The sequence below is a fragment of the Devosia sp. genome (genome assembly GCF_048261455.1).
GTDB lineage: Bacteria > Pseudomonadota > Alphaproteobacteria > Rhizobiales > Devosiaceae > Devosia_A.
On the sequence record NZ_JBLXGA010000012.1, the window covers coordinates 21,020 to 41,698 of the forward strand.

At 63.8% G+C, this 20,679-nt stretch carries 18 protein-coding genes, 1 tRNA gene and 1 pseudogene; 15 read left to right on the forward strand and 5 right to left on the reverse strand.

Annotated elements, in window-relative coordinates:
- The first annotated feature begins 89 nt into the window (after positions 1-89).
- The 4 genes and pseudogenes from ACN0TK_RS13110 (at position 90) to ACN0TK_RS13125 (ending at position 3,198) form a co-directional block, all read left to right on the forward strand.
- Positions 90-1,031: a nucleoside hydrolase gene (locus tag ACN0TK_RS13110; protein ID WP_417309960.1), complete on the forward strand. Its 942-nt coding sequence runs from the start codon at positions 90-92 to the stop codon at positions 1,029-1,031.
- Positions 1,032-1,187: 156 nt separating this feature from the next.
- Positions 1,188-1,712 (forward strand): annotated as a pseudogene (locus ACN0TK_RS13115) (fasciclin domain-containing protein); the annotation flags it as partial.
- A gap of 216 nt (positions 1,713-1,928) precedes the next feature.
- The gene (locus tag ACN0TK_RS13120) at positions 1,929-2,462 is read left to right on the forward strand and encodes a fasciclin domain-containing protein (protein ID WP_417310068.1); all 534 of its coding nucleotides are present in this window, start codon (positions 1,929-1,931) and stop codon (positions 2,460-2,462) included.
- A gap of 118 nt (positions 2,463-2,580) precedes the next feature.
- Complete coding sequence (locus ACN0TK_RS13125) at positions 2,581-3,198, forward strand: LysE family translocator (RefSeq protein ID WP_417309961.1); 618 nt, start codon at positions 2,581-2,583, stop codon at positions 3,196-3,198.
- Position 3,199: 1 nt separating this feature from the next.
- Here the strand turns inward: ACN0TK_RS13125 and ACN0TK_RS13130 are convergent, their stop codons facing one another.
- Positions 3,200-4,609 (reverse strand): phosphomannomutase, encoded by a 1,410-nt coding sequence (locus ACN0TK_RS13130; protein WP_417310069.1) that lies wholly within the window; start codon positions 4,607-4,609, stop codon positions 3,200-3,202.
- Positions 4,610-4,689: 80 nt separating this feature from the next.
- Between ACN0TK_RS13130 and ACN0TK_RS13135 the strand changes: the two genes are divergently transcribed.
- From ACN0TK_RS13135 to ACN0TK_RS13155, 5 genes are all read left to right on the forward strand, one after another.
- Positions 4,690-4,908, forward strand: a complete 219-nt coding sequence (locus tag ACN0TK_RS13135) for a hypothetical protein (protein ID WP_417309962.1) — start codon at positions 4,690-4,692, stop codon at positions 4,906-4,908.
- Positions 4,909-4,960: 52 nt separating this feature from the next.
- Positions 4,961-5,527 (forward strand): DNA-3-methyladenine glycosylase, encoded by a 567-nt coding sequence (locus ACN0TK_RS13140; protein ID WP_417309963.1) that lies wholly within the window; start codon positions 4,961-4,963, stop codon positions 5,525-5,527.
- A gap of 83 nt (positions 5,528-5,610) precedes the next feature.
- Positions 5,611-5,934 (forward strand): hypothetical protein, encoded by a 324-nt coding sequence (locus ACN0TK_RS13145; protein ID WP_417309964.1) that lies wholly within the window; start codon positions 5,611-5,613, stop codon positions 5,932-5,934.
- Positions 5,935-5,948: 14 nt separating this feature from the next.
- A complete protein-coding gene (locus ACN0TK_RS13150) occupies positions 5,949-7,079 on the forward strand; it encodes a PQQ-dependent sugar dehydrogenase (protein WP_417309965.1) in 1,131 nt (376 codons plus the stop codon).
- Between the two features lie 41 nt (positions 7,080-7,120).
- Positions 7,121-7,196 (forward strand) — tRNA-Ile (locus tag ACN0TK_RS13155).
- Positions 7,197-7,224: 28 nt separating this feature from the next.
- Here ACN0TK_RS13155 and ACN0TK_RS13160 read toward each other — a convergent pair.
- The 3 genes from ACN0TK_RS13160 to ACN0TK_RS13170 all read right to left on the reverse strand — a co-directional run bounded on the left by ACN0TK_RS13160 (position 7,225) and on the right by ACN0TK_RS13170 (position 12,496).
- On the reverse strand, positions 7,225-9,567 hold the full coding sequence (locus ACN0TK_RS13160) for a methyl-accepting chemotaxis protein (protein WP_417309966.1): 2,343 nt from the start codon (positions 9,565-9,567) through the stop codon (positions 7,225-7,227).
- A 259-nt stretch (positions 9,568-9,826) separates the two neighbouring features.
- A complete protein-coding gene (locus ACN0TK_RS13165) occupies positions 9,827-11,263 on the reverse strand; it encodes an aldehyde dehydrogenase family protein (protein WP_417309967.1) in 1,437 nt (478 codons plus the stop codon).
- A gap of 75 nt (positions 11,264-11,338) precedes the next feature.
- A complete protein-coding gene (locus tag ACN0TK_RS13170) occupies positions 11,339-12,496 on the reverse strand; it encodes a fumarylacetoacetate hydrolase family protein (RefSeq protein ID WP_417309968.1) in 1,158 nt (385 codons plus the stop codon).
- A gap of 235 nt (positions 12,497-12,731) precedes the next feature.
- On the opposite strand from ACN0TK_RS13170, the gene ACN0TK_RS13175 reads away from it, so the two are divergent.
- Positions 12,732-13,451 carry an SIMPL domain-containing protein gene (locus ACN0TK_RS13175; protein ID WP_417309969.1) on the forward strand — a complete coding sequence of 240 codons (720 nt, stop codon included), beginning with the start codon at positions 12,732-12,734 and terminating at the stop codon, positions 13,449-13,451.
- A gap of 36 nt (positions 13,452-13,487) precedes the next feature.
- Here the strand turns inward: ACN0TK_RS13175 and ACN0TK_RS13180 are convergent, their stop codons facing one another.
- Positions 13,488-13,907, reverse strand: a complete 420-nt coding sequence (locus tag ACN0TK_RS13180; RefSeq protein ID WP_417310070.1) for a secondary thiamine-phosphate synthase enzyme YjbQ — start codon at positions 13,905-13,907, stop codon at positions 13,488-13,490.
- 256 nt (positions 13,908-14,163) lie between these two features.
- Between ACN0TK_RS13180 and ACN0TK_RS13185 the strand changes: the two genes are divergently transcribed.
- From ACN0TK_RS13185 to ACN0TK_RS13205, 5 genes are all read left to right on the forward strand, one after another.
- Positions 14,164-16,647, forward strand: coding sequence for an OmpA family protein (locus tag ACN0TK_RS13185; protein ID WP_417309970.1), 2,484 nt, complete (start codon positions 14,164-14,166; stop codon positions 16,645-16,647).
- Positions 16,648-17,000: 353 nt separating this feature from the next.
- Entirely contained in the window at positions 17,001-17,396 is a 396-nt protein-coding gene (locus tag ACN0TK_RS13190; RefSeq protein WP_417309971.1) for a hypothetical protein, read from the forward strand.
- Positions 17,397-17,609: 213 nt separating this feature from the next.
- On the forward strand, positions 17,610-18,647 hold the full coding sequence (locus ACN0TK_RS13195; protein WP_417309972.1) for an LLM class flavin-dependent oxidoreductase: 1,038 nt from the start codon (positions 17,610-17,612) through the stop codon (positions 18,645-18,647).
- An 80-nt stretch (positions 18,648-18,727) separates the two neighbouring features.
- Entirely contained in the window at positions 18,728-19,546 is an 819-nt protein-coding gene (locus ACN0TK_RS13200) for a glycosyltransferase family 25 protein (RefSeq protein WP_417310071.1), read from the forward strand.
- Between the two features lie 226 nt (positions 19,547-19,772).
- Positions 19,773-20,669 (forward strand): glycosyltransferase family 25 protein, encoded by an 897-nt coding sequence (locus tag ACN0TK_RS13205; protein ID WP_417310072.1) that lies wholly within the window; start codon positions 19,773-19,775, stop codon positions 20,667-20,669.
- Positions 20,670-20,679: the final 10 nt, after the last annotated feature.

The window sequence follows — 20,679 nt, forward strand, 5'->3', positions numbered from 1 at the left end:
TGTGCACGCCTTGTTCCCATGGTGGACGCTGCACGGTTGCCACTCTATTTTGTTTCGGACTCAAACATTCAGGACCGGGCAGCAAACCTATGAAACGCAAGATCATTATCGACACCGACCCCGGTCAGGACGACGCCGTCGCAATCCTGTTGGCGTTGGCCTCGCCGGACGAAATCGATGTTCAGGGCATCGTCGCGGTCGCCGGCAATGTGCCGCTGGCCCTTAACGTCAAGAACGCGTTGCGGGTGCTCGAGCTCGCCGGCCGCCCCGACGTGCCGGTTTATGCCGGCTGCGAACGGCCCCTGCGCCGCCGCCTGGTCACTGCCGAACATGTGCATGGCGACACCGGCCTCGATGGCCCGGATCTACCCGAGCCGAGCATCCGGCCGCAGACCCAGCACGGCGTCGACTACCTCATCGACATGATCAAGACCCACGCGCCGGGCGAACTGACCATCTGCGCCCTTGGTCCGCTGACCAATCTGGGCATGGCCCTGGCCAAGGCGCCGGAAATCGCCAAGCGCATCGGCGAAATCGTGCTGATGGGCGGCGGCTATTTCGAGGGCGGCAACATCACCCCGGTCGCCGAGTTCAACATCTATGTCGATCCCGACGCCGCCGATATCGTCTTCCGCTCGGGCGTGCCGATCGTCGTCGCGCCACTCGATCTCAGCCACATGATGCAGGCCACCCCAGCCCGTCTGCAGCGCATCCGCTCACTGGGCAATCGCGCCGGCCAGGCCGTGTTCGAGATGCTCAGCTTTTCCGAGCGTTTCGACCTCAAGAAATACGGCACCGAGGGCGCCCCGCTGCACGATCCCTGCGTCATCGCCTATCTGCTGCAGCCCAACCTGTTCGAGGGCCGGCGCATCAACGTCACCATCGAGACCGGCAGCGAGCTCACGATGGGCATGACCGTCGCCGACTACTGGGGCGTCACCGGACGCGCCCACAACTGCTTCTTCCTGCGCTCCGGCGATGCCGAAGGCTTTTACGATCTGCTCACCGCCAGGCTCGCAAAGCTGCCCTGACGCCGCGCTGACATAGGTTCCGGTCACGAACTAGTGATCGGAACCCCGAAACCTCATCACCCTTCCGTTCCGTAGCTCCCCTCGACGACAACGCCACGGCGTTTCAATCCCAGAGGAGGGCAAATAATGAAAACCACACTGATTACCGGCCTCGTCATGCCGGCCACCATCGCACTGCTGAGTTCTTCGGTCGCTTTCGCCGACAATCCCATGGTCGGCGGCGCTGAAATGCTCCCCGAGCGTGACATCATCGACAACGCGGTGAACTCGGCGGACCACACAACGCTGGTTGCTGCGGTCAAGGCGGCCGGCCTTGTCGACACGCTCAAGGGCCCCGGCCCCTTCACGGTGCTGGCCCCGACCAATGAGGCCTTCGACGCCCTGCCCGATGGCACCGTCGAAACTCTGCTGAAGCCCGAGAACAAGGATCAGCTGGCCGAGATTCTCACCTGCCACGTCATTCCCGCCAAGGCCATGTCGAGCGACATCGTCTCCATGGTTGCCGACGACGGCGGCATGCATGAAGTCACCACCGTGGGTGGCTGCAAGCTGTGGCTGAAGACCGAGAACGGCACCGTCACCATCACCGACGAGAACGGTGGCGTCGCCAATGTGACGATCGCCGACGTCGTTCAATCGAACGGCGTAATCCACGTCATCGACGCCGTGCTTCTGCCGAAGTCGGACGATGCGATGGCTGATGATGCGATGGCCGGCGATGCCATGAGCTCGGATGACATGGCCTCGGATGACATGAGCTCCGACAGCATGGCTTCCGATAACATGTCCGGCGACGCTATGGCCTCCGACTCCATGGCCATGGATGAGCCGATGGCCGATGATTCGATGTCTTCCGATGACTCCATGTCTTCCGACGACGCCATGGCCTCCGACAATATGGCCTCCGACGACATGGCCGCGGACGACTCGATGATGGCGCCCGAGGGCGACTTCCCGATGGTTGGCGGCGCTGCCATGTACCCGACCAAGAACATCATCGAGAATGCCGTCAATTCGGCCGAGCACACGACGCTCGTCGCCGCGGTCAAGGCTGCCGATCTCGTCGACGCGCTGTCGGGCCCCGGCCCCTTCACCGTCTTCGCACCGACCAATGCCGCCTTCGACAAGCTTCCCGACGGCACGGTTGCCACCCTGCTCGAGCCCGAGAACAAGGATCAGCTGACCAAGGTGCTCACCGCACACGTGGTCTCCGGCAAGCTTACTGCTGCTGACCTCGTTGCCAAGGCCAAGGCCATGGGCGGCCGCTACAACATGGAAACCCTCAGCGGCGATGCGCTCACCGCCGTGCTCAAGGGCAGCCATGTCTACATCTTCGACGAGGCTGGTGGTGCCGCTCTGGTGACGACCGCCGACGTCAATCAGTCCAACGGCGTCATCCACGTTGTCGACGACGTGCTGCTGCCGCGCTGACCCTCCGCAGCGTCCAGCAGAAGGGCCCCGCTTCGGCGGGGCCTTTTTTATGCCTTGGCACCGGGATTGCCGAGGTCACCTGCCCCGGATATGTACGGGCGAAATCCGGAGCTGCCCCATGGATCTGATCACGCTCGTCACCTTCGCCGTCGCCTATGCGATCGCCGTCGCGATTCCCGGCCCCGGTGTGGCGGCCATCGTCGCGCGCGCGCTGGGCGGCGGCTTCCGTGAGGCTTTCCCGATGGTCGTCGGCATCCTGGCCGGCGACATGGTCTATCTGCTCTTCGCGCTGTTCGGCCTCGCCGCCGTCGCCACCTGGTTCAGCCCGATCTTCGTCGTCGTCAAATGGGCCAGCGCAATCTACCTGCTCTACATCGCCTGGCAGTTCTGGACGGCAAAGCCCGGCGGCGAAAAGCTGGCGCCCAAAAAGGGCGGCGGCGCCTGGCGCGCCTTCGTCGGCGGCTTCGCGCTGACGCTCGGCAATCCCAAGACCATCGCCTTCTATCTGGCCTTGCTGCCGACGGTCCTGCCGCTCGACCGGCCGATCACGCTGATCGGCCTTGCCGAACTGACCGTCATCACCGCCACGCTGCTGCTGGCCATCGGCTCGGCCTATGCGGCTCTCGCAGCGAGCGCTCGCGACCTCTTCCGCACGCCGAAATCGCTGAAGCTGCTGAACCGCACGGCGGCCTCGATCATGGCCGGCGCCGCCGCTTTCGTCATGGCCCGCGGCTAGTTCAGCGCACCTGGGCCGCCGCGGATTCCAGCCCCCAGGCCATCAGTTCAGCCGCCCGCTCCGGCGTGACGCCTTCGACATAGCAGCGCATTTCCGGGGCATTGCCCGAGGGCCGGTAATGCACCGTGTCACCCGAAACCAGCGCAAAGCGTAACCCATCGATATCCGATCGCTGCGCGATCTCGCCGACCGGCGCGAAAAAACCCTCGGCGAACCCGGCCTCGTCCCGCAACCGCGCCAGAAAGGCCGCGGACTTTTGCTGCGGCACCTCGGCCAGCCGATCGCTGAGCGCCGCGCGAACCGGCAGCGTCCCGACCAGCTCGGCGATCGACCGCCCCTCGGCCTGCGCCGAGGCCAGCACCGCGAGGATCGGCAGCAGCGCATCGCGCGTCGGCAGTGCCGACAGGCCCTTCGCGCCAATCCGCGCCGCACTGCCCAGCAGCACCCCGCCATTCGCTTCGAACCCGACGACCGGGCCTTCCGCCGCCGCCGTCTCCATGCCGGCGATGACATAGGGCGAGCCGACCCGGGTCCGCAGCACGTCGCGGAACAGCCCGACATCCTCGATCGCCGAATTCGACGTCACCGGCGTCACCACCACATCGGCGCCCAGCCAGCGCGCCGTGATCAGCCCCAGCACATCGCCGCGCACGAAACTGCCGTCGGCGTCGATCACCAGCGGCCGGTCGGCATCGCCATCGGTCGACACCACCGCGTCGAGGTGTTCATCCCGGATCCAGCCGGCCACCGGCGCATAGACGGCGTCGGTCGGCACCTCGGTGTCGACCGCCACGAAGCTGTCGCTGCGCCCCAGACGGACCACGTCAGCGCCCGTCTGTGCCAGCACCGCTACCAGCAGCTCCCGCGCCACCGAGGAATGCTCGAACACCCCGATGCGCCAGCCCGAAAGCGCATCCGCCGCCAGCAGGCCGCGATAGCGCGCTTCGTAAAGCTCCAATGCCGACGCCACGCCATCGCGCGCCACACCCGCGCCGTCTGGCGCGTCCGCACCCAGCGCCGCGGCAATCCCCTGCTCGTCCAATTTGGTGATCTCGCCCTTCGGCGTGTAGAATTTCAGCCCGTTCCGGTCGCCCGGAATATGGCTGCCCGTCACCATGATCGCCGCGCCATCCTCGGCCATCGCCGCCAGCGCCAGCGCCGGTGTCGGCAGCACGCCGCAATCGATCGCCTCCAGCCCCGCCGCCGTCACCGCGGCGGCACAATCGCGCGCAATCTGCGGGCTCGATGGACGCAGATCGCGCCCGATGAACAGCTTGCCCGATCCGGTCTGCCCGGTCGCGCGAAGATGCGCGACGAAGGCCGTCACATAGCGCCGTGCCGCCGGCCCCTCCAGCTCGACGGCAAGCCCGCGCAGCCCGCTCGTTCCAAATTTCAGGCTGCTCGACATTATTTATTATCCTGCATCGTATCGAAACACCGCAGCGGCGGTGCGGTAGCACTTCATTAACATCCCGAGCGCAGCATCCGCTCATGCAGATCGCCAAGCGTTCCATGAACTGGGTGCAGCGCAAAAACGCATTTGACTACGTAACGGGTCAGAATGCCAAGCGCCGCCTGTCCAATCAGAGCTTTATCGCCGGCCAGAACGCCCTGGCCGCGACGATCACCAATGCCACGACCAGCTACACCAACGGCATCGCTGAAATCACCGCCCGGGCCGCCCTCGCCCGCGTGCAGAAAACCGCTTGATCTTGCCGCCGGCTGACGGCTGAATCGGCTTCCCTGCGGTTCACGAGTTCCCATGATCGACCCTGACTTTTTCACGCGCGAGGTGACCGAGGTCGCCCGGCTGCTGCTCGGCGCCGAGCTGCTGGTCGATGGCGTCGGTGGCCGCATCACCGAAACCGAAGCCTATCACCCGTCCGAGCCGGCCTCGCACAGCCATCGCGGCCCCACCCCGCGCAATGCCACCATGTTTGCCGGCCCCGCGCTGAGCTATGTCTATCGCTCCTACGGCATCCACTGGTGTCTCAATTTCACCTGCGCCGAGGCTTCCGCCGTGCTGATCCGCGCTCTCGAGCCCACCACCGGCCTTGATGCCATGCGCCTGCGCCGCAATCTCGAGGCACCGCGCGCCCTCTGTTCCGGGCCCGGCAAGCTCGCCGCCGCCCTTGGCATCGACCGCAGCCACGATGGTCTGCCGCTCGCCGCAGCGCCCTTCGCCATCACCCTGGCCGAGACTACGCCACCTGTCGTCATCGGCCCGCGCATTGGCATCACCAAGGCCGCCGACCTGCCTTGGCGCTTCGGCATCGCCGGCTCGCCCTGGCTCAGCCGCAACTTCCGCACCGCCCCCACACCCCAGTGACATGCCAGTGACCGCATGCCGCAGCGCCTTTCATCGGCAGCCGGCATTGTCTAGTTTAAGCGAACCGAACAAGGAGATGACGTGTGCAGCCCGACGCGCTGATCAATGAACTGCTCGCCACCGGTACGATGAACGAGGACACCACGGCCCAGCTCAACACCATGCTGGACGATTATCGTGCCGGCACGCTGGACCCCGATGACGAGGAATATCTGCGCGCCCTGCATGCCCGCATCACCTCGACACAGGCGACCGAGAAGGGCCCCGCCCCGGGCACCGCTCCCGCACCTGTGACGGAACCGGAGCGCCTCGACGGGCATACCCTTGAGGAGTGGCGCGATCGCGCGCTGCGGGCCGAAGCGGCACTGGCAGATCTCGAAGATCAGGAGACCTCCGGCCCCAACTGAACCGGGAGACTCGCATGCGCCGCCTGACCGCCACCGCCCTCGCTGCCTTCACCTTCGCCGGGCTTTGCGGTCCGGCGACCGCCCTTGAGGTGAAGCTTGCGGCCGAACAGCTGGCCACTGGCCTCGATCTGCCGCTTTATGCCGTGGCGCCGCCCGATGATCCGCGGCTCTTCGTCGTCGAGCAGACCGGCACCATTCGCATCGTCAAGGATGGCGCGCTCACCGAAACGCCGTTCCTCGATCTCGGCGACAAGACGACGGCCTCCGGCGAACGCGGGCTGCTCGGCCTCGCCTTCCATCCCGACTATGCCGAGAACGGGCGCTTTTTTGTCAATTACACCGACCGCGCCGGCGACACCCGCATTGTCGCCTATACCGTGTCGGACGATCCCGACGTCGCCGATCCTGCCTCGGCCACCGAACTGCTGGCCATCGATCAGCCCTACGGCAATCACAATGGCGGCTGGCTCGGCTTCGGCCCCGATGGCCTGCTCTATATCGGCACCGGCGATGGCGGCGCCGGCGGCGACCCGCAGAACCGGGCGCAAAATCCCGACACGCTCCTCGGCAAGCTGCTGCGCATCGATGTCGACGCGGCAGCGCCCTACGCGATCCCGTCCGCCAATCCCTTTGCCGGCGGAGCTGCCGGCCGCCCGGAGATCTTTGCCACCGGGCTTCGCAATCCCTGGCGCATCGATTTTGACGGCAACGACATATACATCGCCGACGTCGGCCAGGGCGCCCAGGAAGAAATCTCGGTCATCAGCACCGAAGATGCCGGCGCCAATCTCGGCTGGAACATCACCGAGGGCACTGCCTGCTATGGCGCCCAGACCTGCGACACTACCGGTCTCACCGCACCGGTCCATGCCTATAGTCACGCCGACGGCGGCTGTTCCATCACCGGCGGCTATGTCTATCGCGGCACGGCCATCCCCGAACTCGACGGCCAGTATTTCTACGCCGATTTCTGTGGCGGCTTCGTGCGCTCCTTCGCCTATGCCGATGGCACCGTCGGCGAAATCACCGACTGGACCGATACGCTCAACACCGGCGCCATCACTTCCTTCGGCGAGGACGCGGCCGGCGAACTCTACCTGACCACCATCGAAGGCGATCTCTATCGCATCGTCGCGGCCGACTGAGCCTGTTGACCTTGTCTCAAGGCCTGCTATTCAGGCGCTCGGGGCCTGTAGCTCAATGGTTAGAGCCGACCGCTCATAACGGTCTGGTTGCAGGTTCGAGTCCTGCCGGGCCCACCACCGTCCCTGCCCCAATAGCCCACGGAGCTTATGCCGCTTTGGCCCGGCCGTGGCTTGCGGGCTGGCCCACGCGATAGACCGCGACGATCTCGTCGAGCTCCACAGTCTGCGCGTCGGTCTGCTCGATCGCCGCATTGGTTTCCTCGACCAGCGCCGCGTTGTGCTGGGTCATCTCGTCCATCTGCCGCACCGCCACCGAGATTTCCGCGATCGTTGCCGACTGACCGACGCTGGCCTGCGCGATATCGGCGATGAGCGTCGTGTTGCTGCGCACCGCCTCGATGATGCGCTCGAGCTTCTCCGCCGCGCTCGCCACGAGCCGCGAGCCGTCCTCGACCTCGCCGCCGCTTTTCTCGATCAGCGCCTTGACGTCCGACGACGCCTCGGCCGCGCTCTGCGCCAGCCGGCGCACTTCGACCGCGACCACGGCAAACCCCTTGCCCGCCTCGCCGGCCCGTGCCGCTTCGACCGAAGCGTTTAGCGCCAGCAGGTTGGTCTGGAAGGCGATGTCGTCGATCATCCCGATGATGTTGGAAATCTGCGCCGACGACGCGGTGATCCGGGTCATCGCCTCGGTGGCCGACTCCATCACTTCGCGTCCGTCTTCGGCCAGCGCTGCCGCCGACCGTGTATGCTCGGCACCGACGCCGGCCTTGCTGGCGGTCTCGCCCACCGTTCCGGCCAGCTGTTCCATCGCGGCGCTGGTCTCCTCGATGGTTGCCGCCTGACGGGTCGTCCGCTCGGACAGATCGTTCGCGCCCGACAGGATCTCGCCGGTGGCAGTGCGCAGCGCCCGCGACGTGGACTGCAGCCGTGCAATCAGCTCGCCCATGCGCTCGGCAACCAGATTGGTGTCCTCTTGCAGTGACGCCAGCACGCCGCTGTAAGTGCCGGTCATCCGCTCGGTCAGGTCCTTGCGGGCCAGTGCCGAGAGCACATGCCCCGCCTCATTGAGCGCCGCGTTGATCGTATCCAGCATCTCGTCGGCAGAACGCGCGATCCGGTTGATATCTTCGTCCTCCCCGAAGGTCTTCTCGATGCGGCGGCTGTAGTCGCCGGCCTCGGTCGCGGCCATCACGGCACCGAAAGCGGTCTGGAAATCTTCCATGACCTGCGCGCGCCGTCGGGCCTCGACATTGCGCGCCGCTTCCTCCTCGCCGAGAATCGCCACCTCGTTGCACTTTTGCTTGAACACCTGCAGCGCGTTCGCCATGGCGCCGATCTCGTCACGGCGCTCAAGATGGGGCACCTGAATCCCGAGATCGTTGGCAGCCAGTTCGCTCATCCGCGCCGTGATCTGCCGCAGCGGACCGGTCACGCGCCAGGCCGTGACCCAGATGGCGAGCGCCGCAAGGCCCACGCCAAGCAGCAGCAGGCCCACGGTCACGGCAAGGCTCACCACCGCGCCGTTATGCGCCGTTTCGAGCAGCCGGTGGTCCGCCTCCGTCGACTGACGTGACAGGTTAATGATCGTGTCGATCGCTGCGGTAGACCGGTTGATCCATTCGCCCGCAGTGACGGGATAGGCCCCACCGGATGTGCCCGCCGCATAGATCGCCTGGCGCAGTTCCTCGAACTCACCGAAGAACACGTTGCGCACCTGCTCGGCCGCGCCCACCATCTCCGGCGGCGCATAGTCATGCTCCAGATAGGCCTCGACGTTGAACCACGCCTGCTCCACCCGGCCGCGGAAGCGGCTGAGCGTCGCCAGCTTTGCCATGTCGATCGGCCCGCCGTTCGCCAGGGTCGCGCCGATCACCGCCCGCTCGCGGCCCGAAAATTCGCTCATCGCCCAGATTTCGCCGCGCACCGTTTCCAGCGCGCCGACCACCGCGCCGGTGGCACCCGACATGTAGCGCGACGCCTCGCGCAGCCGCTGCGACGTCACGATCATCTGCGTCATCGTCGGCACCCACGACGCCGCCAGCTGCGGGTCCCGCTGGTCCAGCGGCAATTGCAGCGCCGCGTCGACCTTGGCGCGCAGCGCCACGGCTGCGTTACGCGCCGCCGTCATCTCCGCCATGATCTCCTCTTTTCCGGCAAAATGCTCACCGGTCTCAACCCGCTCCAGCGCCACCGCGTATTCCGCGTCGCCAAAACCGCGGCGCTCGTCTATCCGCGCCCGCAACTCGGCATTCACGGGCGTTGCAGCGGCCAGCGCCGTATTGGTCAGCCCGCGCTCCAGCGCCCAGGCCCCGCCGCTGTTCAGCAGATGGTCCGCTGTCTCGCTCGAATACTCGACATGGTCGACAATATCGAAGGTTTCGAAGGCCCGCTCTGCCTCGACAAAGGCAAGCAGGATGAGCCCTGCCGACAGAACGATGATCAACCCGATCAGACTGCTACGGATAGACAGGTGGGGAATGCTCATTATTGGCCTCGCGCACACTCGGAAAGCTCTTTTGATGCCGCGAGAAAGTTAACATAACTCCCATACAAGAATTACTGCGTATTCAAGTTGAGATGACCCGCCAACGAATACATCCACCCAATAAATGCTACTGTATACCTGTATACGCAACAACCACTAGAACCATTGCACCCACGGGCGGTGAACCTTGGTCGCCAGATACGAAAACGGCGCCGAAGGTCTCCCTCCGGCGCCGCCAAATGCATCCACTACGACCCGATCAGCCGGCGGCGGTATAGGCCGTCTTCACCTGGGTGAAGAACTCGGCGGCATATTTGCCCTGCTCTTTCGGCCCATAGCTCGACCCCTTGCGCCCGCCGAAGGGCACGTGGAAATCGACGCCGGCCGTCGGCACGTTGACCATCACCATGCCCGCCTCGGCATTGCGCTTGAAGTGCGTCGCATACTTCAGAGAAGTCGTGACGATGCCCGAGCTCAGCCCGAACTCGGTGTCATTGGCGACCGCCAGGCCTTCCTCGTAATCCTTGACCTTGATCACCGCCGCGACCGGCCCGAAGATTTCCTCGCGCGCGATCCGCATGTCGTTGTGAACGCCGGTGAACAGCGCCGGCTGCAGATAGAAGCCCTCGGTTTCACGGTTCAGCCGCTGGCCGCCGACCTTCAACGTCGCGCCCTCCGACTGGCCGATATCGATATAGTCCATGTCCTGCTTGAGCTGGCTGGAATCGACCACCGGCCCGATCTCGGTGTCCTTGGCAAGCGCATCGCCGACCCTGAGGTTCTTGGTGCGCTCGGCCAGTGCCTCGACAAAGGCGTCATGAATGCCCTCGGTGACGATGACGCGCGACGACGCCGTGCAGCGCTGCCCGGTCGAAAAGAATGCCGACTGCGCCACGCTCTCGACGGCCACCTTGAGGTCGGCGTCGTCCAGCACCAGCGTCGGGTTCTTGCCGCCCATCTCGAGCTGGAACTTGCGCATCACCTTGACGCTGGCCTCGGCCACCTTGCGGCCGGTGTTGACCGAACCGGTGAAGGTCATCGCCGCGATATCGCGGCTGTCGAGCATCGTCTGGCCCACAACCGAGCCGCGACCCATCACGAGGTTGAGCACGCCCTTGGGCAGACCATGACGGTGCAGCATCTCGACGATGGCCCACGAGCAGCCCGGCACCAGGTCGGCGGGCTTGAACACCACGGTGTTGCCGTAGCACAGCGCCGGGGCGATCTTCCACGCCGGGATGGCGATCGGGAAATTCCACGGCGTGATGATGCCAACGACGCCCACCGGCTCGCGGGTCATTTCGACACCGACGCCCGGACGGATCGACGGCACCGTCTCGCCGGTCAGCCGCAGCGCCTCGCCGGCGAAGAACTCGAAGATCTGGCCGGCGCGGGTCGCCTCGCCAATGCCCTCGGCCAGAGTCTTGCCCTCCTCGCGGCTCAGCAGCTCGCCGAGCTCGTTCTTGCGGGCAAAGATCTCGTGCGCGGTCTTTGAGAGGATTTCCCAGCGCTGCAGCAGGCCGGAGCGCGACCAGGCCGGGAAGGCATCCTTGGCCGCAGCAATCGCCGCCTGCGCGTCGTCGGTCGAAGCGCGGGCATAGGTGCCCACCACGTCGCCGGTATTGGACGGGTTGATGTTTTCGGCGGCGTCCCCGCCAACCCATTCGCCATTGATCAGGTTCTGATGCAGATCCATTGAGTCGATCCTTCTTTGCGTGCCTGACGGCACGGAGTTTTGAGTGTTTCGCGGCGTGCCGGCAGCAGCGCGGTCCTAGAGAAGTCCCGCCTGCGCGAGATCGCGGTACAGGTGGCTCGCACCATAGGTCCACGGCGCACATTCGGTGGCCATGCGCACGGTGTTCGACAGCTTACCCAGCGAAGGCGTCGAGATGGAGACGACGTCACCCGGCTTGTGGGTAAAGCCCTTGCCCTCGCCGCCGCGGTCCTTCACCGGCGCGAACATCGTGCCCAGATAAAGCACGAACCCGTCCGGATACTGGTGGTGCGCCCCGATGGCCGAATTGCAAAGCGATTCCGGTGTGCGGCTGATCTGCTCCATGTTGGAGACGCCCTCGAGGATGAAGCCGTCGTCCTTGCCGGTCACATTCAGAGAAATGTCCGACTGCTTCACCGTCTCGATGGTGAAATCGCCGTCGAACAGCCGGATGAATGGCCCCAGCGAGGCCGAGGCATTATTGTCCTTGGCCTTGCCGAGCAGCAGCGCCGAGCGCCCCTCGACATCGCGCAGGTTCACATCATTGCCCAGCGTCGCGCCGATGATACTGCCCTTGGAGGTCACCACCATCGCCACTTCCGGCTCGGGATTGTTCCACTCCGAAATCGGCAGAATACCGACATCGGCGCCATAGCCGACCGACGCCATCGGCTGGCACTTGGTGAAGATTTCAGCGTCGGGCCCGATGCCGACTTCGAGATACTGGCTCCACACACCGCGCGAAATCAACGTCTCCTTGACCTGCATCGCGGTGTCCGAACCGGGCACCAGCTCGCTCAGATCGGTGCCGATCAAATCGAGAATGTCGCGCCGCAGCGTGTCGGCCTTGGCCTTGTCGCCACGCGCCTGCTCTTCGATCACCCGTTCCAGTAGCGAAACGACGAAGGTCACGCCGGCGGCCTTCACCGCCTGCATGTCGATGGGCGACAGCAGCGAGGGTGCCCCGGCATCCATTCCGGCGGCCCAGGAATTCTTCAACAGCGCCTCGACACTGCCGATCGACGTCCCCTTGGCCGAGGTCACGTGATCCACCGGATCGCTTAGCTCCGCCACGTCCCGCGACGTCGGGGCCTGCTTTCCGGTGATGTCGAAAACCTCGTCACCGCGCACGGTCACGACCCGCGGATGTGCAAATCCGGGCACACGCGCGCGCCCGATCAGCACGCCCTCATTCGGCACGATAGGATGGTTCATCCCGCAACTTCCCCCTCTTTTTTGTTGGCGATACCTAACCCGCCCGGTCGCGCACTGTCCAGCGAGGCATGAGGCACGTGCCTCAGACTTTCAGCCCATGCCCCCCAAGGATTTCCTCTCCAGCACCGTCGAACAGATCACAGGCTGCGGCGTTCAACTCCCGTTCATCGCGGCCGCACTACCACCCCATTCGGCCGCCACAAGCCGCCGAGTATATTCATCGAGGAGAGACGCCATGCGTCCGATCACCGCTCTTATCCCCTTCGCCCTCATGGCTGGCCTCAGCCTGCCGGCATTCGCTGACGAGGGCGTCATTTCAGTCACCGGCACCGGCGAGATTTCCGCCGCCCCCGATACCGCCTACATCAACTCGGGCGTGACCACCCAGGGCGCCACGGCGCGTGAGGCGCTCGATGCCAACTCCGCCGCCATGGAACAGCTCATCGCCACGCTGAAGGAAGCCGGCATCGCCGAGCGCGACATCCAGACGTCGAACTTTTCGGTCAACCCGAACTACGTCTATTCGGATGCCCGCGACGCCGATGGCTACAATCAGCCCCCCAAGATCAACGGCTATCAGGTCTCCAACACCGTTACCGTCCGCATTCGCGATCTCGACAGTCTCGGTGCGGTGCTTGATCAGCAGGTGAGCGTCGGTGCCAATCAGATCAACGGCATCAGCTTTGCCGTCGACGAGACCACCCCGCTGTATGATGAGGCCCGCCAAATGGCCTTCGCCGATGCCCGCCGCAAGGCCGGCATCTATGCCGATGTGGCGGGCGAAAGTCTGGGTGACGTCGTCTCGATCACCGAAAACCAGGGCTATTCCGCGCCCCAGCCCATGCAGATGCGCGCCACCACCATGGCCTATGACGAATCCGCCAAGGTCCCCGTCGCCGGCGGCGAACTGAACTTTGCGGTCAACGTCCAGGTCACCTGGGACATCGAAGACTGATCACATCTTGGTGCAGGGCGGCGTCCCCGCCCTGCTCTATTCCCCGATGATATGCATTACGATCTGGCGGCGATGTGGGCGGGCCCGGTGCTCGAACAGATAAATCCCCTGCCAGGTGCCCAGCAGCAACTCACCGTGCCCCACCGGCACGCCGATCGAACTCTGTGTCAGTGCCGTACGGATATGGGCCGGCATGTCGTCCGGCCCCTCGGTGGTGTGGACGATCCAGTCCATGCCCTCGGGCGCAATGCGGGCAAAATAACCTTTGAGATCCCTTTGCACGTCCGGGTCGGCATTTTCCTGCACCAGCAGCGAGCACGATGTGTGCCGGCAGAACACCGTGACGAGTCCGGTCTCGATACCGCTGTCGGCAACGAATGCCGCCACATGGTCGGTGAACTCGTAGAGCCCGGCACCGCGTGTCTGAAGCTCGATACTGTGCTGATCCTGTCGCATGGCCATCGATTAGCATTGGCCCACCGGGCTGGCCAGCCGCAGCAACCGCAAGCTGCGCGCCGTCGATGCATTCCGCCAGCCTCAACCGGTCGTCTGTTCTGCCGAGCGATTAAATGCGGAACGGAGTTCAACCCTTTGCGTTTCCGGCTGAGGGAATTCGTCCGCTCCAGGAAAGATTTACCGACGTTCATGTGCCGTTCAGGCCGACTGCGTCACTTCTCATCCAATAGCCTCCAAAAGAAGAAGGACATTGATAATGCGCCTAAGAAACTGGCTCCTAACCGGTACCAGTCTGGTCGCTCTTGCCTTCCTGCCGAGCGCTGCCAGCGCCCAGGAAGCCGAGTACCAGGCCTACCTCGAAGCTCAATCCTCCGGTGACGACGCCGCGATCGACGCTGCCCGCCAGTCGCTGGCAGAAAGCTGCATCGTCAACGGCTACGCCAGCCTGGACGAGTGCATCGCCGCGATGTCCAGCGGCGGCGCGCCCGCTGCTGAAGAGCCTGCCCCGGCGGCTGAAGAGCCTGCCCCGGCAGTTGAAGAACCCGCGCCGGCAGTTGAAGAACCCGCTCCGGTCGCCGAAGAACCCGCGCCGGTGGCCGAAGAGCCTGCGCCTGTAGCCGAGGACCCAGCCCCGGTTGAAGAAGCAGCCCCCGTCGAAGAGGTTGTACCGGTCGAGGAAGCTGCTCCGGTCGAGGAAGCGGCGCCTGTCGACGAAGTCGTCCCCGTCGAAGAAGCTGCGCCGACGATGGAAGAGCCGGCCCCGGCTGAAGAAACCGCGCCTGCTGCAGAAGAGCCCGCTCCCGCCGAGGACCCTGCCCCGGCAGCTGAAGAACCTGCTCCCGCAGCTGAGGAGCCTGCCCCTGCCGCCGAGGAAGCCGCACCCGCGACCTCTGAGGAGGACGTTCAGGCGCAGTTCGTGGCCGATCTCCAGGCCGCCCTTGATGAATACCAGGCGGCGCTCGATCAGGCCGTCGCCGGCGACTATGAAGGTGCCAAGCCCCGCGCAGACGCGGCCGAAGCCCGCATTTCGCAGCTGTGCACCGACAACGGCTATGCCGATATCGCCTCATGCATTGGTGGCGAACTGCCGCCGCTGCCCCAGCCTCCCGCAGACGATACGTCGCCTGCTGCTGAAGACGTTATGGAAGCACCCGCAGCTGACGTCCCGCCGGCTGACGCATCAGCGGACGCTGAAATGGCAGGCGATGCCGAAGTGACTGCCGAGCAGAATCTGCAGGCCAGCCTCGAAGATGAACTCGCCAATGCGGTCGAGCTCTACGCTGTTGGTGCAAACCAGATCGGCGAAGGCGACCCGGACGGCCAGTCGACCATCGACGCTGCCAACCGTCGGCTCTCCGACATCTGCGAGCAGCTGGGCGTCTCCGACGTCAACCAGTGCCTCGAGCAGTACGGCATGACTCTGCCGCCGCTGCCCGAAGCCCCGGCCCAGGCGACGACCGAAGAGGAGACCCCGGTCTCCGAGATGGCGGGTTCCGATGAGCCCGTGACGCCTGAGACCAGCGAAGTGCTGCCCGAGACTGTTGCGCCCGAAGAAGCCGCTCCGGTGCTCGACAGCTCCAAGGAAGCCGAGAGCAACACCGCTGCCGGCACCGAGGAACCGGCCCCCGAGCAGATCGCAGAGGAACCGGCAGCTCCGGCTCCGACGTCCGACCAGGAAGCCCAGGCCAATCTGGCCGAAGCCGACACTGCGCCGCCGTCCGAAGAACAGGGTGAGGCCATCGAAGCTTCTGCTCTGCCCGCTTTCGAAACGCCCTCCGACGTTCGCACCTTCCGTCAGGAACGCCGCGACCGCGACGGCCGCAATCGGGATCGTGACGGCCGCCGTGGCGACACCGAGGAAACCGCTGACCGCACGGACGGTCGTCCGGACTTCCGCAACACCGGCTTCCTGTTCAACATCGGCGTCAACCTGGTCATCTCCAACCCTGCGCAGGATTTCGACCGCATCACCGACGACGATGAGGACGAAGTCTACTACGAGGAACTCCGTCGTGGCCGGATCAAGGAAACCGTCGTCCGTCCCAATGGTGTGCAGATCGTCACGATCCGCAATCGCTATGGTGAGGTGCTGAAGCGCTCGCGCATCATGCCTGACGGCCGCGAATATGTGCTGGCGTCCTATAGCCGGGACGATCAGGACGATCGCGAGTTCGGCAACTGGCGTGACCCGGGCAATGATCTGCCGCGGCTGCGTCTGACCATTCCGGTGCGCGACTATGTGCTGGATGTGCAGTCCGCCGATGAAGACGAGGTCGAAACCTTCTTCCGTCAGCCGCCGGTCGAGCAGGTCCGTGAGATCTACAGCATCGAGGACGTCAAGCGCTCGGCGCGTATCCGCGATACCGTGCGTCGTATCGAAGTCGGTGGTCTGACCTTCGACACGGGGGCGGCGACGATCTCCCGCAACCAGGTCGGTGCCCTCAGCAAGGTCGCCAACGGCATGCTGGCGCTGCTCGACGACAATCCGGCTGAGACCTTCCTCATCGAAGGCCACACCGATCTCGTCGGCTCCGCCGAGTCCAACCTGATCCTGTCGGATGCACGTGCCAACACGGTCGCCCGTATCCTCACCGACTTCTACGGCGTCCCGCCGGAGAACCTGGTGACCCAGGGTTATGGCGAGCGCTTCCCGAAGGTGAATACGGAACAGTCCGAGCGTCTGAACCGTCGCGTGTCGATCAAGCGCATCACCCCGCTGATCACCGTCGCGAACCGCTGATCGCACAACGATCATTAGAACTGGAAGGGCCGGGGAACATCTCCCCGGCCCTTTCCTATTCCGGCCCCACGTCAAGCTTCGCGACACCTGCCTGAGCGCTCAAACGGCGCTGTCGGTGCCGCCAGCGAGGCACCGGATGCTCCCACCTGACACAATGGCGATCACCGCCACGAAACCGCCACAACATGGCCCGCCGAAAGCCAGAGTTCAGTTTCGCCATGACGCTAAATTCTCTTACGAATCATAGCGTTACGACTATTTTTGGAATCAATCACAAAGCCCGCAGCTTCGCGGAACCCTTCTTGGTGAACACACGTTCTTGAAGCAACACCGTTCCAACGAAGGAGCTCACCATGGCTGTCCCCGAACGCGATCCCGCCTACACTGCTGACACGACCACCCGTCCTGTTTACACGCGCGAGTCGAGCGCGACCGGTTGGTTCGTCGGTATCATCGTCGCTCTTGCCCTGCTGGCAATCGCCTATCTGGTCTTTTCGGCCAACAACCCCTCCAGCACCGACGTCAACGTGACCACGACGCCGTCGATTGAAGCGCCTGCCGTCGTCGAGCCCGCCCCGATGAGCGAGGGCACGACCGGCACCGAGAACACGCCGATGGCACCGGTCGAGACCACCCCGGCGGAAACCGCTCCCGCCACGACGGCTCCGGCGGACACCGCCCCGGCCGCGACGGCCCCGGCTGAGACCGCCCCCGTTGCCCCGGCCGAGACGGCTCCGGCTGCACAGTAAGGACGCTATGCGTCGCTGAAATCTGACAATGCCTGGCCGGTCAACGGTCAGCGTCCAAGGGCCTCGACAGCAATGTCGGGGCCCTTGGTCCTGTGTGCCCTCTGATCCGCGCCGGCTGCCAACGCCCGCGCCTGCTCCCGGTATCAGCTCTGTGCGTTCTTGTGGCCGCGCGCCCCAAAGCGTCATCTATCGGCGACACCCAAGGAGCAGATCATGCAGATTGGCCTCTATTCCTTCGCCGAAAACACGCCCGACCCGCTGAACAACGGCCATCTGCAAAGCCCCGAAGAGCGCTTGCGCGATCTGCTGGAGGAAGTCCGCCTCGCCGATGAGGTTGGCCTCGACTTCTTCGGTCTCGGCGAACATCACCGCCCCGACTTTGTTGCCAGCGCGCCGGTCACCATCCTTGCCGCTGCCGCCGCCCGCACCAGCAACATTCGCCTGTCAACCGCCGTCACGGTGCTGAGTTCCGAAGACCCCATCCGCGTCTGGCAGCAGTTCGCCACCCTCGACCTGCTCTCGGGCGGGCGTGCTGAGATCATGGCCGGACGCGGCTCCTTCATCGAGAGCTTCCCGCTTTTCGGCTACGACCTCGAGGATTACGACGACCTGTTCGAGGAAAAGCTCGCTGAACTGCTGCGCATCCGCGAGGGCGGCAAGGTCACCTGGGAGGGCTCGGAGCACACAAAGCCCATTCCCGGCATCGAGATCTTCCCCAAGCCGGTCCAGAACCCGCTGCCCATCTCCATTGCCGTCGGCGGCACGCCCAATTCCGTCGCCCGCGCCGCCTATTATGGCCTGCCGCTGATGCTCGCCATCATCGGCGGCAACCCGCAGCAGTTCAAACCGCTGGTCGACCTCTACTGGGCCACCGCCGCCAAGGTAGGACACGATCTCGAAAAGCTCTGGGTCGGCATCTCCTCACACGGTTTCGTCGCCGACGATTCACAGGACGCCCGCGACACCGCCTTCCCGGCCCATCACGAAGCCATGTCGCGCATCGGCCGCGAGCGCGGATGGCCGCCGACGACCCGCGCCCAGTTCGAGGCCGGAGCCGGCCCGGATGGCGCCTACTTCATGGGCTCGCCTCAAGAGGTCGTCGACAAGATCCTCATGCAGCACGCGTGGTTCAAGCACGACCGCTTCGGCCTACAACTCAGCGTCGGCACCCTCCCCCACGCCAAGGTCATGCACGCCATAGAACTGCTCGGCACCGTCGTGAAACCCGCGGTCAACAAGGCGCTTGAGTAAGAGTATCCCGCATACAATCGGTTCCCCGCGCAAAGTGCCTAGTGTACAATGATCGGAGACGAATGCGGCATCTAGGCGCGATGGCACAGCTACCAATCTTCTACATCAATCTCGCGCGTAGGACCGACAGGCGCCACTTCATGGAAGATCAGTTTGTAAGGCTGGGTATAACGGCCGAGCGTATTGAAGCGGCAACATTAGCCGAGGTAACGCAATCGGACCTTCGACCCTTCGCGGACCCCCACCACCCTTGGGCGATTACTCCTTCCGAGGTGGCCTGCAGGCTAAGTCACCAGCGGGCGTGGGAGCTAATGCTGCAGCGAGGACTAAGGTCAGCCGTGATACTGGAGGATGACGTGGTTTTAGGCGCCGCCTTCCCGCGAATTGTGGAATCACAGGAAATCGATTTGTTTGGCGCGGATATACTCCGCCTAGAGTGCTCCAATAAGCGTGTGAGACTAGGAAGCATCAGGGCAACCCTAGCGGAACGTTTCACTGCAAGAGCGATGTTGTCATCCGACATCTGCGCCGGCGCCTACATAATTACTGCGGCAATGGCGCAGAAGAGCTTGTCGGATTCTCGCCTCTCCGCCCTGTCCATAGATGGTTATCTATTTATGCGACGCGGCGGAGTGGTTCCAAACGGCGCACTAATGCAATTGGACCCCGCGCCTTGCGCCCAATTGCATTTCCTCAGTTCCGATGCAAATAGAGTTCGGGTGAGCGACTTGACACCAGCAAGAAGGTCGGCGCCACCGCGACCAAAGTCTTTCCGAGCACGATGGCGGAAAGCCACCAGTGACCTTTCTTACTCGGTTCGTTCAATTTACATGACAATCATCAACCACCGGGGGATTGCGCCACGACGGCAACGGATCAAATGTGATCTGCTGCCATGAGTATAATACTAGCGGAACAACAGTCGCCTAGATGCGACACCGATCGGAAATGAACTGATCCACCTCCAGACTGAAATGTTGGGCGCACCACCGAGAGCACACGCCAGGATGACAAACAGCTGGTTGACTATTTCTGTCAGCGGCGCGTTTGCTTGATCGAACCTTGTGCTCGTAGAAAGTGCCGAGACTTACATCCACTGAACACAATCCTTTGGAGCAAAAAACGGTGACGCCTATTCCGCCCGCCTTTTTCATTAATCTGTCGTCGCGGCCAGATCGCCTTGCTCACATGCAAGCGCAGTTCGACCGTGTCGGAATGAGCGCTGAAAGGATTGATGCTCTGACACCCGAGGGTATTCCGGAGGTGACACGATCTCGCCAAGCCAAACTTCCCCCTGAAAGGCGACTCTCGCCGAACGAAGTAGCTTGCAGCTTGAGTCATCGAAAGGCCTGGCAAACAATGCTGGACCGGGGTCACTCTTGCGCTTTGTTCATGGAAGACGACGCCTATATATCGGATCAACTGCCCAAAGTTTTGTCGGACCCAAATCTCCTGAAACCCAATGTAGATGCAATACAGTTTGAAACGCATAGGACTAGTGCACTTCTCGGTCGTCGGGTCTCGACCACAGCAGATGGGGTGTACAAGCACCGTCTCATGTCTTCAAGCCTAGGAGGCGCAGCGTACCTCCTTACCGCCGATTTTGCTAAACGTTTGCTGGCCGCGCCTGAGATCGATGACGTATGCCAGGACAGTCTAATATTCAGTCGAAATGGAGGCTACATTTACTCAGATCGCATATACCAAGTCAGTCCGGCGCTTGCTTTCCAAATCGGTAAGATGGGCGACGCATCTCATAGCGTCGGCAAGAGCGACCTGAGCGAAGGACGGAACGGGCGCCGGAAGCGAGGTCGCCGACGTACTTTCCTTGGCCGACTGTCTAAACTACGCGATAGCCTCAAACATATCGGTCGCATCTTCTTAACGTTCGGCAAGACAGGAGAGCTCCTAACAGCCCGTCAAGTGCGCCTCGCGGTCGCACCAGATATCTTGCCAATGATGGACGCGAATAACACAAAATGGCGTCGTCAAAGACGACATTTCGCTCCAAACCGCGGTTAGGTTGGAGCTC